Source organism: Streptomyces sp. NPDC047061 (genome assembly GCF_040643955.1).
Taxonomy (GTDB): Bacteria; Actinomycetota; Actinomycetes; order Streptomycetales; family Streptomycetaceae; genus Streptomyces.
Map to the genome: position 1 here is coordinate 1 of NZ_JBEYVI010000083.1, position 15,568 is coordinate 15,568.

Consider the following 15,568-nt stretch of genomic DNA (forward strand, 5'->3'; position numbering starts at 1 on the left):
CTCGCCGGTTGGGGGGGCCCCCCCAACCCCCCCGCTCAATTCGACCCCCCCCCACGCGAGCGGCGGGCCACGGCCTGACACTCCGGGTGGGCCCGGGCCGTCGTACGACGGCCCGGGCCCACCCGTTCCACGAGCCGGGGCCCCGGGTCTACGGGCGGACGTAGGGCCGCGTCATGATCTCCATGTTGTGGCCGTCCGGGTCCTCGAAGTAGGCGCCGCGACCGCCGAACAGGCCGTTGGTCCGGCCGGGCCGGGTGTGGTGCGGGTCGGCGTAGTACGTCACCCCGGCCGTCTCCAGACGACCGATCATGCCGTCGAACCGCTCCTCGGGGACGAGGAAGGCGTAGTGCTGCGACTGGATCGGCTCGTCGCGCTTCTCGTAGTAGTCGAGCGTCACGCCGTTGCCGAGGTCCATGGGCAGGAACGGGCCGAACGGGGCGCCGACCTCCAGGCCCAGGATCGCGGCGAGGAACCCGGCGGACAGGTTCCGGTCGCTGGCGTACACGGCGGTGTGGTTGAGCTGGACGGCTGCAGGCGGCAGCTCGGACGTGTGCGGGTGTGGCTGGGCAAGGGGCATCGGTGTGGTCTCTCCGGTCTCGGAACATCCGCTGGGACGGGCACCGCACAGGGGCGCCGGGGCGAGGACGCGGAGATGACGGCGGGCCTCTTGCCCGCCTCGGGCTCACGCCGAGGCCGGGAACCTCACTCGTGCGTGGCCCATGGCCGACCCGGCAGTCACCCGGCCGACCTTAGTGACCGTCACGAGCCGGGGCAACGCGTTTCTCCGCCACGCCGCACGGCCGCGGGTGCCGGGCGGTCCGGCGGAGGATTTCGGCGGCGGATGGGGTTTCGATGGCGGTCGTACTATGACTTGACCGCCCAGAAGCCGCCCCGAGGAGTCACCGTGGCCCGCCCCCGTACCGCCGCCCGCACCGTGGAGCACCCCGAGCTGTCGGAGGTCTCGCTCCAGCAGGTGCTGGAGGCGCTGGTGGACCCGGTGCGCCGCATGGTGGTGGCGCAGCTGGCCCGCGCGGGGGAGGACCTCAGCTGCGGGACGTTCGTCGCGCCCGTGTCGCTCTCGACGCTCACCCACCACTTCGCCGTGCTGCGCGAGGCCGGTGTGATCCGGCAGTACTACGTCGGGACGACGAAGATGAACACGCTGCGCACCGACGAACTGGAGCTGCGGTTCCCGGGGCTGTTCTCCGCGGTGCTGGCCGCCGCGGCCGGGGAGGCGGCAGCGACCACGGCCCGAGACGGCCGGTGACCTTATTTCGATGGCGCTCAAAATTTGACGGCCATCGAAGCTTGGGGCAGGGTGGGAGAAGGCGCCGGGCCGACCCGGCGCGTCTCCTCCCAAAACCCTGCCCCCAGGACGGATGCGCCATGGCAAGACTCGTTCAGTTCGACCGGATCGGCGGACCCGAGGTCCTCACCCTCCGCGATGTCGAGGTCGGCACGCCCGGCGCGGGGGAGGCCCGGATCCGCGTCGACGCGATCGGCCTGAACCGCGCCGAGATCATGTTCCGCGAGGGCGCCTACTTCTACGCCCCGGTCTACCCCTCCCTGCTCGGCTACGAGGCCGCCGGTGTGGTCGAGGCGGTCGGCGAGGGCGTGGACGGCCTCTCGGAGGGCGACCCGGTGGCGGTCGTACCGCAGTTCCTGCAGACCGACTACGGCACGTACGGCGACCACGTCATCGTCCCGGCCTCCGCGGTCGTGCCCCGCCCCGCGGAGGTCGACCCCGTCCGGGCGGCGGCCGTGTGGATGGCCTACATCACCGCCTACGGACCCCTCGCCGAGAGCGGACAGGTGCGGCCCGGGGACCATGTCCTGATCACCGCGGCCTCCAGCAGTGTCGGACTCGCCGCCATCCAGATCGCCCGCCACGTCGGCGCGGTCCCGATCGCCACCACGCGCGGCGCCGGCAAGAAGCAGCGCCTCCTGGAGGCGGGCGCGACCCACGTGATCGTCACCGACGAGGAGGACCTGCCCGCCCGGATCAAGGAGATCACCGGCGGCGAGGGCGTCCGCCTGGCCTTCGACCCCGTCGCGGGACCCGGCGTGGAGACCCTCGCCCAGGGGATCGCCCCGGGCGGCTTCCTGGTGGTCTACGGCGCCCTCGACCCGCGCCCCACCCCGCTGCCCAACGCCCAGTCCTTCCCGGCGCTGACCAGCAGCACGTACACGCTCTTCGAGATCACCACGGACCCCGAGCGGCTGCGCCGCGCGGTCGCGTTCGTCAACGCGGGCCTGAGTTCGGGATCCTTCGACCCCGTCGTCGACCGCACCTTCGACCTCGAGGACATCGTCGAGGCGCACCGCTACATGGCGGCCAACGAGCAGGTCGGCAAGATCGTCGTCACCGTCGCCCACGAGGGTGCCACGTCCTGAGCCCGGGCCCGCGCGCGGGGCGCCGACGTGCCGGCCGTCAGCGCTCCGCCTGGGCCGCCATCCGGACGGCGGCGTCGTGGATGAGCCGCGCGTGCAGTTCGAACAGGGCGACCAGGTCGACCGAGTCGCCCTTGACCTCCCGGTGCACGAACAGGCCGTCGGCGCCGGCGACGGCATAGGTGGTCAGGGTGTCCACGACGTCCTCGGTCAGGGCCGGGAACAGGCCGGCGACGATCTCGGCGATGCGCCGGTGGGCGGTCTCGCGGACCTGGAGGAAGACCGTGCGGCCGCGGGGCTCGGTGGGGCGGCGCTCCAGCGCGAGCATCAGACCGAGACGCAGGAAGTCCGGGGCGGCGACGAGGGACCGGGCCACGTTCGCGGCCATCATGGTGACCCGCTCCAGCGGGGTGCCCGCGTCCTCGCCGGGCAGTTCCACGGTCCTGAGCCAGGTTTCGAAGCTGCGCTCGATGACCGCGGCGATCAGGTCGTCCTTGTCCTTGAAGTGCCAGTAGATCGAGCTGGCGGGCAGTCCGCACTTGGCGCTGACGGCCGCGATGGAGGTGCCTTCGTAGCCGCGCTCGCCGGCGATCTCCACGGTGGCGTCGAGGATGCGCCGGCGCGACTCCACCCCGTTCGCGCGCTTCCTGCGCGCCGTCTGCGGCCCGGTCATCTCTGTGCCTCTCGGGGACGGGATCGCGGCGGCCCCGGTGGTGGGCCGCCCCTGCAGTGAGCACTCTAATTGGAGCATCCCCTACAGCAGCAACCGCGGCAGCAATCGCCCGGGGCTCCCGTCGCCGGGTGTCAGCCGTGCCCCGGGCGCGACTCCATGGCCGCGACCAGCCGTCGCAGCGCCTTGGTCACCCACTCGCGGTCCTCGCCCAGGCCGTCCAGCAGGCCGACCTCGACGGAGAGCTGCCGGGGGAACAGGTCGTCGACCGCCTGCGCGCCGGCCTCGGTGATGGTGACCAGGGCGGCGCGCCGGTCGGCGGGGTTCGGCGTACGGGTGATGAAACCGCGCTGTTCGAGTCTGCCGAGGGTCTTGCTGACCCCCGCGCGGGACAGGCCCAGCCGTTCGGCGAGGCGCCGGGCGATGAACGGCTCGGTCGCGTGCCGCAGGGGAATCAGCATGTCGAGCTCCGGCGCGGTGAGCGGGGCGCCCGCGTACAGGGGCTCGACGGAGCGGTAGAGCAGGCCGGTGGCGTGCTTGAGCAGCCCGATCAGCTCCATGGGGGAGGTGTCCAGGCCGGGGTTGTGCGCCGCCCACTGGGCGCCGACGTCCGCGGCGGACGGAGCGGACGGGGTGGAGGGGTTGGGGGAGGGCATGCGGCTCGTCTTCTCGCTCTCCATGTTTGTTAGCTGGTGAACTATCAGCTACCTTTATTTTCATGGCAGCTCCGTCATCCTCGCGCAATCGCGCCGACGCCGTCCCCGACACCGCCGGACCTGCGCCTTCGGGCCGTGCGGCCACCGCTCTCATCGCCGTGCTCGGCGCGCTGACCGCCGTCGCCCCGCTCGCGACGGACATGTACGTCCCCGGATTCCCCGCGTTGGGGAAGGCGCTCGGGGCGAGCAGTTCCGCCGTGCAGCTGACGATGACCGCGTTCCTGGCCGGACTCGTCGTCGGCCAGCTGGTCATCGGCCCGCTCAGCGACGGCCTCGGTCGGCGCCGGCTGCTCATGGCCGGGGCGGCCGGATTCGTCCTCTGCTCCGTCGCCTGCGCCGCGGCCCCGGACATCGCCGCCCTCACCGGTGCCCGCTTCCTCCAGGGTGTCGCGGGCGCGGCCGGCATGGTGCTGGCCAGGGCCGTCCTCACCGACCGCTTCCACGGACCCGAACTGCCGCGCTACTTCGCGGTGCTGTCACAGGTGATCGGCGTGGCGCCGATCGTCGCGCCGGTGCTCGGCGGGGCCGTCCTGGCCGTCTCCACGTGGCGGGCGGTCTTCGCCGTGCTGGCCGTGCTGGGCGTGCTGCTCCTGCTCGCCGTCGTGCGGGCGGTGCCCGAGTCACTGCCGCCGGAGCGGCGCCACCGCGGCGGACTCGCCGGGACCTTCCGGGCCATGGGTGCGCTGCTCGCCGCCCGTACGTTCATGGGGTACGTCCTGGTGGTCGCCCTCGTCTCGGCCGCTCTGTTCGCCTACGTCAGCGGCTCCAGCTTCGTCTTCGAGGACCTGCACGGCGTCTCCTCGACCACCTACTCCCTCATCTTCGCCACCAACGCCGTCGCCATGCTGGCCGCGGGGGCCTCCTTCGCCCACCTGGCCGGACGCGGCACCCGCCTGAACACCCTGCTCTCGGCCGGCGTCGGGATCGCCCTGCTGGGCGCGCTGGCGCAGGTCCTGCTGGTGGTGACCGTGGGCGAGACCCTCGCGGGCACCTGGGCCACCCTGTTCGTGACCGCCGGTGGCATCGGCCTGGTCTTCCCCAGCGCCATGAGCATCGGCCAGGCGGCCGGCCGCACGGCTCCGGGCGCGGCCTCCGCGCTCCTCGGCGGCTTCCAGTTCCTGTTCGGAGCCCTGGCCGCACCGCTGGTGGGCGTGTTCGGGCAGGACAGCTCCCGGCCGATGGCGTTCGTCATGCTGAGCGCACTGGCGGCGGCGGGGCTGGCGCTGGTGGGGCTGGCCCGGCCCTGGGAGGGGCGCGGGGAGCCGGTGGTCCGCACGGCGTAACGGCAGAAGGGGCCCTTGCCGCCAGGTCCTCACTCGGCCGCGGTGGTTCACCCGGCGGGCAGGTCGGTCAGGAAGCGGGCGCCGGAGGTGCAGGCGGGATCGTGGGACACCTCGCCGCCGACGGCCCGGGCCAGGCGCCGTGCGAGCGGCAGTCCGAGACCCGCGCCGTCGTGCCCGTCGTCGGGGTCGGCCCGGCGGCCGGGCTGGAAGAGGTCGCCCACGAACGCCTCCGGTACGCCCGGACCGTCGTCGGTGACGCTGATCCGCACACCGCCGGACACCGGCCGCGCGGTCACGGTCACGGTGGAGCGCGCGTACCGGACCGCGTTGGTGAGGAGCGGGCTGACGATGCGCTCCAGCAGGGCCGGAGGGACGCCCGCTGCCAGCTCCGGAACCGTCGTGTCGACGACGGCCTTCACCTGCTCCGGCGTCCCGAGGCGGTCGACCAGTCGGCACAGCACCGGCACGACGGCCGTGGCGCCGGGGGCGGCGGTTTGTGCCTCCTTGCGGGCGTCGTCCAGCAGGGTGTCGCAGATGGTGCGCATGGCCTGGGCGGCCTCGGCGATCACCTCGTGCGTGGCGCGGGTCTCGGCGGCGGTGCGCGGCCGGGCCCGCCACCAGTCCAGCTCGATGACGATCCGGGTGAGCGGGGTGCGCAGTTCGTGGGACAGCTCCCCGGTCAGCTGCCGCTCGTGCCGCAGCACGGTCCGGATGCGGTCGAGGAGCGAGTCCAGCGAGGTGCCCAGGCGCGCGAGTTCGGCCGGATGGTGGGTCGCGCCGAAGCGCTGGTCGGAGCCCACGGCGCTCCACTCGGTGGCCTGGTCGGTCATGGTGCGCACCGGACGCAGCGCCCGTCCCACGGCGAGGCGGGTCAGCGCGTAGGTGCACGCGAGCATGACGGAGTCCAGGACCAGGGAGCCCAGCAGCACGACGGCCGCCGAGTTGCGGTACGGGGCGAGGTCCAGGGCGGTGACGACCGTCGCCGTGCCACGGTTCCCGGCCATGGCGCGGGCGCACAGCCGGACGGACCGGGGATGCCCGGCCGCCACGGTCGTACAGACGCCGTCTCCCCGTCGGGCGAGCCGCGCGGCGGCCTCGGTCAGGGTGCTGTCGGCGGCGGTGGACGGGGGCTTCTCCAGCAGGCGTGTTCCCGTGTAGATCCAGACGTTGGCGTCGAGGAGCCGGTCGTTGACGGTCTCCAGGACCCGTACCCGGGGGCCGCTGGTGTCCACGGTGGTGGCGACGGCGTCCGCACGGCTGCGCAGCTCCGCGTCCGCCTGATGCTGCAGGTGCCGGTCCAGCACGGTGTTGAACGCCACGGTCAGGACGGTCATCAGAAGGGCCGCCGTGGTCAGTGCCACGAGCGAGAGCCGGCCGCGCAGCGTGCGGGGGGCCAGGGGCCGCAGGAAGCGTTTCATGACAGCCGGTGGCCGATCCCGCGCGCGGTCCCCAGGCTCAGGTCGCTGCCCGCCTCGCGGAGCTTGCGGCGCAGCCGGCTCAGGTACTGGTCGAGTGTGTTGTCGCTGACCTGGGCACCGTCCGGCCAGGCGGCCCTGACCAGGTCGCGGCGGCTCACGATGCCGCCGCCCGCGGCCACCAGGGTGGCCAGCAGCCGGAACTCCGTCGGGGACAGCTCGACGTGGGCCTCGCCGACGCTCGCGCTGTGCCGGGTCGCGTCCAGGACCAGGTCTCCGGCCGTGGACACCGCCGGCGGGGCGGCCCGTTTGAGCGTCGCCCGCAGCCGCGCGACGAGTTCGGCGAGGTGGAACGGCTTGGGAAGGTAGTCGTCGGCGCCCGCGGAGAACCCGGACAGCCGGTCGGTGAGGTGGTGGCGGGCCGTCAGGAAGATGATCGGGGCCGCGAACCCGTTGGCGCGCATCGCCTGGCACACGTCCCGCCCGTCCGCGTCCGGCAGTCCGACGTCCAGGACGACCGCGTCGATGGCGTGGGTGGTCAGCCGCAGGGCGGTGGCACCGTCGGCGGCGGGCACGGGCTCGAACCCCTCGTCGGCCAGCCCGCGGCGCAGTACGTCACGCAGGGCGTGATCGTCCTCAACGACCAGGATCTTGTGACGCATGGTCCTCCGTCGGAGCCTCGGCCGTACGGCCCGGTGCCGCGACGGTCACCCGCGTCCCTCCTCGGACCCGGCGGCCCGCCTGCCCCGGTACACCTCGGCGAGCACGGGGATCAGCGACACCAGCACGATCAGTGCCACCAGCGGCAGCAGGTACCGGTCGACATTCGGGATCGACGACCCCAGCGCGTATCCCCCGAGGGTGAGGCCGACACTCCAGGCGAGTCCGCCGACGACCTGCCACAGGGTGAACGTCCGTACCGGCACCTCCAGCGCACCGGCCATCGGATTGAGCACCGTCCGCACCACCGGCACGAAGCGGGCCAGCACGATGGCCTTCGCGTGACCGTAGCGCTGGAGGAATTCCTCGGCGCGCTTCACCCCTTCGTGCAGCCGCGGGGAACGGCTGCGCGCGAGCAGTGCTCCGCCGGCCTTGCGGCCGAGCAGGTATCCGAACTGCGCCCCGGCCAGCGCGCCCACGGCCGCCGCCACGAGCAGGGGGCCCAGGGACAGGTGCAGACTGCCCTGCGCCGAGCCGGTGCACAGCAGGCCGGCCGTGAACAGCAGGGAGTCGCCCGGCAGGAAGAACCCGACCAGCAGTCCCGTCTCGGCGAACATCACCGCCCCGACGCCGAGCACGCCGAAGGCCGCCAGCAGTGAATGGGCGTCGAGTACGTTCACGGCCAGCTGTGACGTCGCGAGCATCGGAGTGGTCATGAACGGGGCCCTTTCCGGCGGACGGCTTCACGTGGGACACCTGGACGACTACAGCATTGTAGACACTGCAGGAAACTGTAGACGATCGCCGGGCCCGCTCGCCCCACGTCGTTCCGGGGCGGCCGGCGGAGGATCTCGCCGTGCGCAGACCGCTACGCAATGTAGTGGAAGTCTCCCGACCGTGGACGGCTGTCCACCGGGCCCGACTCCTCGGCCGAGGCACCGGCAAACCGCCGGCGGTTTCCCCAGGGGTACCCGAATGTGCCCCCGTACCACCTGCACAGCCCCCTGAACAGGGACTTCGTCGACGCGGTCAGGTTGCGTTCAGGTTGGGCGGGCGAACCAGAAACTCATGCACCAGAGGCGCCAAAGCCTTGGCAAAGCCATCTGTGGCGCCGGGAGCCCAGCGTGTCATCGTGCCGATCATGACCACAGAGCACCTCCTCGACGACCGCTCCCGCGTCCCCCTCCGCACCATGGCGAACAAGGTGCCGGAAGTGACCGCCTACTTCTGGATCATCAAGGTGCTCACCACCGGTATGGGCGAGACCGCGTCGGACCTGCTGGCCCGGGTGCTCGGCCCGATCCCCGCCGTCGGTCTCGGGGGCCTCGCCCTGGCGGCCTCCCTGGCCGTGCAGTTCGCCGTCCGCCGGTACATCGCCTGGGTGTACTGGACCGCCGTCGTCATGGTCAGCGTGTTCGGCACGATGGCGGCCGACGTCCTGCACGTCGGTCTCGGCGTGCCCTACACCCTGTCCACCCCGTTCTTCGTCATCGTGCTGACCGCGGTCTTCGCCCTCTGGTACGCCGTCGAGCGGACCCTGTCCATCCACGGCATCCGCACCCGCCGCCGCGAGATCTTCTACTGGGCGGCCGTCCTCGCCACGTTCGCCCTCGGCACCGCCGCCGGCGACCTGACCGCCACCGCAGGCCTCGGCTACCTCGGCTCGGGGGTCCTCTTCGCCGTCGCGATCTGCGTCCCCGCGATCGCCCACCGCGCCGGTGTCCTGAAGGCCGTCCCCGCCTTCTGGACGGCCTACGTCATCACCCGTCCCCTCGGCGCCTCCCTCGCCGACTGGATGGCGGTCGGCCACACCCGGGGCGGGCTCGCCCTGGGACTGGCACCGGTGACCCTCGCCTGGACGGCCGCCATCGCCTGCTTCGTCGGCTACCTGGCCGTCTCCCAGCGGGACACCACCGGCGCCGGGGCGGCCTGAGGCCTGAGGCCTGAGAGCTGAGGCCCGGGGCCTGGGGCCTGAGCAACACCGACGTCCCGCCGGCCTCCCGGCGCCGATGTTCCGGCGACTCGTCGGACCGCATCGATACCATTGCGGGAACGGCGAGTTGGGGGAGTCCTGAGTGGAACCGTTGGTGGGAATGGTGCTCTCGGCTGTCGGCACGGTCGCCTCCGGCGCCCTGTCAGGGGCGGGCGGCGAGGCAGGCAGGCGAACCTCCGAGCGGCTCTACGACCTGCTTAGCAGGAGCCGCGCCGGGGCCGCCGGGACAGGCGCCGGGGCTGCCGCGACAGGTGCCGGGGCCGACGGCCGCGATTCGGCCGCGCCTTCCCTCCCGGTCACCGCGGACCAGCGGGCGGCCGCCGCTTCGAGCCTGCTGGAGTACGCCCGTACCTCGCCGGAGTTCTCCCGCGAGGTGACGGAATGGGTCCGGGAAGCCGCCTGGCTGGCGCCGCGCAGCGTGCCCGCCGTGGCACCCGGCGCCTCCCGGCCGCAGATGCTCCCACCGGGTACGGCGGCCTTCACCGACCGCGAGGACGTGCTCGCGTGGATCACGGAGCTGCCGGACGACGGGGACCGCGCACCGGGCGCGCCCGCGATCGCCGTGCTCACCGGCCCGGGCGGCATCGGCAAGACCGCCACCGCCGTCCGGAGCGCGATCGAGCTGCTGGCTAGGTTTCCCGACGGCGCCCTGTTCGCCGACCTGGAGGGAGCGTCGGCCGCCACGGCCCTGCCGCCCTCCGACGTGCTCGCCCGCTTCCTGGAGCGGCTCGGCGTGCCGCCCGCCATGGTGCCGGGGGACGAGGCGCGGCAGCGGGACCTGTACCGCGACTGCACGGCCGACCGGCGCCTGATCGTCGTACTGGACAACGCCCATGACGACGCGCAGGTGATCCCCCTGCTGCCGGCCTCGCCGGAGTCCCTGGTCCTGGTGACGAGCAGGCACCGGCTCGGGCGTCTGGTCGCCGGTCACGGAGCCCGGCCGTGCGCGCTCGGGCCGCTGTCGACGGAGGATTCCGTCACCCTGATCAGGCGGGTCGCCGGCAGCGACCGGCCGCCCGTGCCGGAAGCCGTCGTCCGGGCCGTCGCGGAGGGCACGGGCGGCATCCCTCTCGCCGTGTGCACCACAGGTGCGGGCCTGGCCTTACGGGAGCACCTGACCTGGGAGCGTGTCGCCGAGCAGCTGTCCGGGCGGAACCACGGGGGCGGGGACCGGGAAGGCACCGCCGCGGGCGGACCGGCCCCCGACGCTCCGGGCGACCCCGTCCGTCTCGTCCATGACGTCGCGTACCGCGAACTGACCCCCGAGAGCGCCGCGTTGTACCGCGCGATCGCCGCGTGGCCCTGGCCGACCGTGACCGTCGCGATCGCGGCCCACGCCGCGGGGATCGCCGCCGACGAGGCACGCACGCTGCTGGAGCAGCTGGCCGGGGCGCACCTGCTGGAGGAGGTCGCGGAGGAACGCTACCGGTTCCACGACGTGACCCGGGCCCACGCCCGCGGACTCGCGGCCGCCGAGGACGGTCACGGCCGCATGGCGGCCGCGGTCCGCCGGGTGGCGGTCGCGCACCTGCGCTTCGCGGCGGCTGCGGACTTCAGGGTGATGCCGCTGAGATGGCGGCTCGGCCCCGCGTACCGGGGACTTGTCCTTCCGGAACATCGCCACCCGGCGGACGGCAGGCACGCGCTGGCGGAACTGCGGCGCGAACGGGAGAACCTCGCCGCCGTCGTCCGGGCCGCCGCGCACCACGAACTCAACGACCTCGTCTGGCAGTTGTGCGAGGCCATGTGGGGCCTGCACCTGATGCTCGGCTTCCACGCGCAGTGGGTCGACACGCACCTGCTCGGCGTCGAGGCCGCCCGCCGCAGCGCCGAGGCGGAGTTCGGCGACCCGCGTGCCGTGGGCCGGATGTGGACCCAACTCGCCTTCGGTCACATGGGAGAGGGCCGGGCGGACGATGCCGCCGCCGCGCTGGCGAACGCCCGGACCGCGGACCGGGCCTGCGGGCACCACCGGGGCGAGGCCACCGCGGTCGAGGTGCTCGGGCTGCTCCATCTCAAACGGTGGGAGTTCCCCGCGGCCCAGCGGTGCTTCGAGGAGGCCCAGGAGATCCTGCGCCGGATCGGCCCGGGCGAGGACGGCCGGGAGGACCTGCCGCGTGCCACGGCCCTGCTCGAACACCACATCGGCCGGGCCATGACCAAGCAGCGGCGCTACGGCGAAGCCGTCGCCCGGCTGAACGACGCCCTCGCACGCTTCCGCCGGCTGCCGGGTGGCGGCGATCCCTACAACGCCGCACGTGTCTACATGAGTCTGGGCGACGCCCACCTGGACGCGGGGGACGCCGAGCAGGCGCGCGTGTGCCTGGACGAGGCCGTCAAGGCCATGACCGAGGCGGGCGCCGGGCTGCAACTCGCCGACGCCCTCGACGTGCGGTCCCAGTGCCATCGCCGGCTGGGCCACGCGGCGCAGGAGGCCGCGGACCTCAGGGCCGCCGCCGCGTGCTACGAGGAGCACGGCGACCGGCTCGGCCTGGACCGGGTGCGGTCGCGGCTGGCCGACGCGGAGACCCGGGGCAGCGGCTCATGACCCGGCCGGAGCCATCGTCTCCACGGTGACCAGGTGGGTCGCGGAACCGGTGCGCACCGTGATCCCGGGCATGGCCCGGGCCAGGTCGCGGCCGCTCGCGAGCCACGCGTAGAGCGCCGAGGCGTAGACGGCGGGGTCGCACAGGTCGGCGCGGCCGTCGGGGGCGGTGGCCGCGGAGAGCCTCAGGAGATCTCCCTCGCGGGTCCGTACGACACACCGGTCCGGCCCGTCGACGTAGGCGGCCAGCCCGCAGTACGGGTAGCGGCCGAGCGCCTCCGCCGTCCAGGCGGCGGGCGGGCCCAATCGCGGGTCGTCGGCGGGCGCGCGCCGCACCACGATGTCGGCGATGCGCAGCCGGCCGCGGTCCCGGGTCTCCTCGTCCACCACCGTGTGCGCGGAGTCGGCCGTCATGGCCGCCTCCTCCGACGGGTCGGGCTCGCCGCCGACCGTGGCGTACCGGCTGAGGGCGACCTCCGGAGGATCGGCACCGATCCCGCCGACGAGCACCCGGACCGGCGCGGTGCGGTGAGCGGGCCGACTGGGCGGCAGCGGCAGCGGGTCGAGCAGCGCCGGATGCCCCGGCTCCGGTATCCCCATGAGGTCGTAGAAGAGGCGACGCAGCAGAACGGCCGCTTCCCCGGGGGCCGAACTCGTCTGCTCCGCCAGCTCCTTGTACCGGCCGGCGTCATGTCCGGCGACCACCCGGTCGATCTGGGCGCGGAGACCGCCCCGGCGGGACAGACGGGGGGCCGTGCGGCCCAGTGCGGCCACCGGCGAGAGCGGGTCGAGGTCCTCTTCGGGGAACGCCCCGAGCAGGACGGGGGTGCCTATGGACGCCGCGTAGTAGCTGACGCTGGAGTGGTCGCCGATGACGCAGTCGGCGGCGATCAGGGCCTGCCTCCAGCCGTCGAGGGGAGGGACGGCGTCAAGGCCGGCCTGCCGTGCGTTGCCGAGCCAGGCCCGGACCTGACCCGGGCCGTGGCCGTACCAGATGTTCGGATGCAGGACCGCGACCGACCGGTACTCGTCGGCGGGCAGTTCCGCCGTCAGGCGGGACAGCAACCAGGGCAGCAGATCGTCCGTCCCGGTGTCGCCGGCTCCGCCGAACAGCGAGCGCGGTGCCCAGGTCGAGCTGACGAGGACCAGTCGCTGACCGGGCCCCACGCCCAGGGCGCGCCGGAAGCGCGCGCGTTCGGGGAGGGCGGCGAGGATACGGTCGTAGCAGGGGTCCCCCGCGAGGACGGCGGTGGGCACCGCCTCCGGGCAGGCCGAGCGCAGCCGCTCCAGCTGTTCGGGGTGCGAGAGGACGGTGGCGGTCGCGAGCGGACGCCCGTCCTCCAGCAGCCACTCCGGCGAGAGGCCGAAGACCGGCGCCGGCGCCTGGTGTCCGGTGTCCGGTGTCCGGTGTCCGGTGTGGCCAGCCTCTTATTGTAGCCAACGCCGTGCGACAGAACGGCCAACCTGCCCCGAATCGCGGCCAGTTCACCGCCGTAGCTCGCGGCGATGACCAGGTCGAACTCCGTGTCCTTGGCCTGTTCCCAGGGGAGGACCGGCAGTTGCGCCGCGGCCAGCAACTCGGGCACCCCGGCGAGAAAGGGGGAGGACCCCGTGCAGGTGGCGAACATCTGCACCCGGATGTCGCCGTCGAACAGCGGGAGTACGTCCAGCAGACGCGTCGCCGACGTCACGTTGTGCACGACCAACAGGACCCGTCGGCAGCCGGTCCGGGTGATCCACCGCTCCGCGTCCTCGCCCACCGGCACCCGCAGCCGGACCGCCCCACCCGTCACCGTTGGCCCGTCCCCTGAATCGACCGACGGCGCCCCGTCACCGGCGCCGGGCCAGATGATATCGAGGGCCCGGTGACCGGCCCGGACGCCGTCCCCGGGGTGGGGCGGAGCCGTGCACGCGTTTTCTGCGTCTTGCTCCACGGGGAGTTTCCGCCGGTGCGGCGCCACGTTCCCGGCGACGCCGGGGCGGTGCAGCACATGGCTTCGACGTGAGGGGAACGGACGTTGCGCCGTGGGTACAAGTGGGTGGACCGCGAACTCGCGAGGCTGGACCCGGAATCCGAATGGGAGCGGATGATATCGCTCTATGTCGGTTACAAGATCCCGGAGTTCGCCCTGGCCATGACGCTCTATCCGGGCACCATGCGCATGATGCAGCCCGGCGCCACGGCCGCGACCCTGGCGCACACCGCGAAGCTGACGACGAGACCCGAGCGGCGCTACCGGGACGCCAACGACCTCCTGATGGCCTGGATGGTGGACGGCTTGTCCAGCGGCGCCGGACGCGCGGCCGCCGCCCGGCTCAACCGCATCCATCTGGCGATCGCCCGGGCCACCCCGCACCTGCCCGGCAACTTCGACGACACCGACGACTTCGTCTACCCCCTCGTCCTGCTGGCGACCTACGGCGACCGCCTGCAGACCTCGCTGGGACTGCCCGGCACGACTGAACCCATGAAGACCGCCTGGCACCGCTGGGCGCAGACCCTCTTCCGCCTTCTGGAACGCGAGTCCGGCCCCCTGGCCGACGAGTACTTTCCCGAGGACTGGGACGCGATGACCGAGTTCGCCGTGAAGTTCGACGCGCGGCCGTACGGGCCGACGGAAGCCGGCCACGCCGTGGCGACCGCGATGATGGACCACTTCGCGGACCGGTGGTTCCCCGCGCCGTTCCGGGCGTTCGGCAGGGACCTGACCCGCTACCTCGCCGGCGAGCGGGTCTGCCGGCTCCACCGGATCGGCCGGCTCGGCCCCCGTCGCGAACGCGTCGTCCGGCTGTTCCTGAAGTCCTCGTTCCACGTCCTGCGTCTGCTGCCGGACTACCGGACACCGCTGCCCGAACGCGTCCGGCGCGGCGGACGCGTCCGGGCGACCGGTCTCAGCTGCAGGTCAGGCGGCCGGCCGCGGCCTTGGCCGTGAGGATGCGGTGCACGGAGGCGGCGACCTTGGTGCGGAAGGAGGCGTCCTTCGCCATCTGGGCCTGCACTCCCTGCACCATCGCCGGCACGGTCGACGCCTTGACCGTCAGGACCATGTCGCCGCCGGCGCCGATGAACTGCACCGCCCGCTGGGCCGGGGTGTAGGCGCGTACCGCCACCGCCTGGCCGAGGTCGTCGGAGATGACGACTCCCTTGAAGCCGAACTTGGTGCGCAGCAGCGAGTTGATGACGGTCGGCGAGAACGCGGCCAGGTGCTTCGAGTCGATCTTGGTGTACTTCGCCGACGAGATCATCACGAACGGCGCACCTGCCTTGATCCCGCTCTGGAACGGCTGCAGGCTCGAACTGGTCGCGGTGGTCACCGAGTCGACGACGTTCGCGGTGGTGTCGGTGTTGCCGATCACCTGGCCCAGTCCGGGGAAGTGCTTGAAGGTGGTCATCACCCCGGCCGTGCGGAAGCCCGCGGCGAAGGCGCCGGTGTGCGAGGTCACGACGGCGGGGGTGTGGCCGTACTCGCGGTAGAAGTGGCCGATGGGGGCGTTGCGGGTGCCGAGGCTCGCCGGCACCACATCGGCGACCGGGGCGAGATTGAGGTCGAGGCCGGCCGCCTTGAGCTGCCGCGCCCAGGTCTCGGCGCGACTGCGCAGGGTCGACGTGCTCCACGTGCCCTGGGTCAGGGCGTTGGGCATGACCGAGAAGCCGGGGCCGCTGAGCACCTGGACCTGGCCGCCCTCCTGGTCGGTGGAGACCAGCAGCCCGACCCGGTGCCCGCCGACCGTGTCGGCCTGTGTGCGGATCGCGTCGACCACCTTCCGCGTCGCGGTGGTCCCGGCGGAACTGCGCCCGGTGAGCATGACGGACCCGACGTGGTAGGTGCGCAGCGTCTGCAGATCCGTGGTGCTCGGGTGGGTGGCGGCGACGCCGCCCATGAACAACTGGCCG

General features: G+C 73.1%; 14 protein-coding genes. 6 read left to right on the forward strand and 8 right to left on the reverse strand.

The window, feature by feature from the left end:
- Positions 1 to 148: 148 nt before the first annotated feature.
- Entirely contained in the window at positions 149 to 577 is a 429-nt protein-coding gene (locus tag ABZ887_RS49725) for a VOC family protein (RefSeq protein WP_361306105.1), read from the reverse strand.
- Between the two features lie 327 nt (positions 578 to 904).
- Between ABZ887_RS49725 and ABZ887_RS49730 the strand changes: the two genes are divergently transcribed.
- Complete coding sequence (locus tag ABZ887_RS49730; protein ID WP_361306107.1) at positions 905 to 1,267, forward strand: helix-turn-helix domain-containing protein; 363 nt, start codon at positions 905 to 907, stop codon at positions 1,265 to 1,267.
- Positions 1,268 to 1,386: 119 nt separating this feature from the next.
- Positions 1,387 to 2,394: a zinc-dependent alcohol dehydrogenase family protein gene (locus ABZ887_RS49735; RefSeq protein ID WP_361306109.1), complete on the forward strand. Its 1,008-nt coding sequence runs from the start codon at positions 1,387 to 1,389 to the stop codon at positions 2,392 to 2,394.
- Between the two features lie 37 nt (positions 2,395 to 2,431).
- On the opposite strand, the gene ABZ887_RS49740 is transcribed toward ABZ887_RS49735, so the two are convergent.
- Complete coding sequence (locus ABZ887_RS49740; protein WP_361306111.1) at positions 2,432 to 3,064, reverse strand: TetR/AcrR family transcriptional regulator; 633 nt, start codon at positions 3,062 to 3,064, stop codon at positions 2,432 to 2,434.
- A 131-nt stretch (positions 3,065 to 3,195) separates the two neighbouring features.
- On the reverse strand, positions 3,196 to 3,717 hold the full coding sequence (locus tag ABZ887_RS49745; protein WP_361306113.1) for a MarR family transcriptional regulator: 522 nt from the start codon (positions 3,715 to 3,717) through the stop codon (positions 3,196 to 3,198).
- 62 nt (positions 3,718 to 3,779) lie between these two features.
- Here ABZ887_RS49745 and ABZ887_RS49750 point away from each other — a divergent pair, with 62 nt between their 5' ends.
- Complete coding sequence (locus ABZ887_RS49750; RefSeq protein ID WP_361306115.1) at positions 3,780 to 5,060, forward strand: multidrug effflux MFS transporter; 1,281 nt, start codon at positions 3,780 to 3,782, stop codon at positions 5,058 to 5,060.
- Positions 5,061 to 5,107: 47 nt separating this feature from the next.
- Here the strand turns inward: ABZ887_RS49750 and ABZ887_RS49755 are convergent, their stop codons facing one another.
- Genes ABZ887_RS49755 through ABZ887_RS49765 form a run of 3 tightly spaced genes read right to left on the reverse strand, consistent with a single transcriptional unit; the run spans position 5,108 to position 7,851 of the window.
- On the reverse strand, positions 5,108 to 6,478 hold the full coding sequence (locus ABZ887_RS49755) for a HAMP domain-containing sensor histidine kinase (RefSeq protein ID WP_361306117.1): 1,371 nt from the start codon (positions 6,476 to 6,478) through the stop codon (positions 5,108 to 5,110).
- The gene (locus tag ABZ887_RS49760; RefSeq protein ID WP_361306119.1) at positions 6,475 to 7,137 is read right to left on the reverse strand and encodes a response regulator transcription factor; all 663 of its coding nucleotides are present in this window, start codon (positions 7,135 to 7,137) and stop codon (positions 6,475 to 6,477) included. Before ABZ887_RS49760 ends, ABZ887_RS49755 begins: the two co-directional genes overlap by 4 nt.
- Positions 7,138 to 7,182: 45 nt before the next feature.
- Entirely contained in the window at positions 7,183 to 7,851 is a 669-nt protein-coding gene (locus tag ABZ887_RS49765) for a DedA family protein (RefSeq protein WP_361306121.1), read from the reverse strand.
- Positions 7,852 to 8,276: 425 nt separating this feature from the next.
- Between ABZ887_RS49765 and ABZ887_RS49770 the strand changes: the two genes are divergently transcribed.
- Both ABZ887_RS49770 and ABZ887_RS49775 read left to right on the forward strand, forming a co-directional pair.
- Positions 8,277 to 9,068, forward strand: coding sequence for a hypothetical protein (locus ABZ887_RS49770; RefSeq protein WP_361306123.1), 792 nt, complete (start codon positions 8,277 to 8,279; stop codon positions 9,066 to 9,068).
- Between the two features lie 142 nt (positions 9,069 to 9,210).
- A complete protein-coding gene (locus ABZ887_RS49775; protein WP_361306125.1) occupies positions 9,211 to 11,676 on the forward strand; it encodes a tetratricopeptide repeat protein in 2,466 nt (821 codons plus the stop codon).
- Here the strand turns inward: ABZ887_RS49775 and ABZ887_RS49780 are convergent.
- Positions 11,671 to 12,930 (reverse strand): hypothetical protein, encoded by a 1,260-nt coding sequence (locus ABZ887_RS49780; RefSeq protein WP_361306127.1) that lies wholly within the window; start codon positions 12,928 to 12,930, stop codon positions 11,671 to 11,673. The two genes, ABZ887_RS49775 and ABZ887_RS49780, sit on opposite strands and share 6 nt — an antisense overlap.
- An 830-nt stretch (positions 12,931 to 13,760) precedes the next feature.
- On the opposite strand from ABZ887_RS49780, the gene ABZ887_RS49785 reads away from it, so the two are divergent.
- The gene (locus ABZ887_RS49785) at positions 13,761 to 14,606 is read left to right on the forward strand and encodes a DUF2236 domain-containing protein (protein ID WP_361306129.1); all 846 of its coding nucleotides are present in this window, start codon (positions 13,761 to 13,763) and stop codon (positions 14,604 to 14,606) included.
- Here ABZ887_RS49785 and ABZ887_RS49790 read toward each other — a convergent pair.
- Positions 14,566 to 15,568, reverse strand: a 1,003-nt coding sequence (locus ABZ887_RS49790; protein ID WP_361306131.1) for a glycoside hydrolase family 3 N-terminal domain-containing protein, incomplete at its 5' end; no start/stop codon positions are given. The genes ABZ887_RS49785 and ABZ887_RS49790 overlap by 41 nt on opposite strands.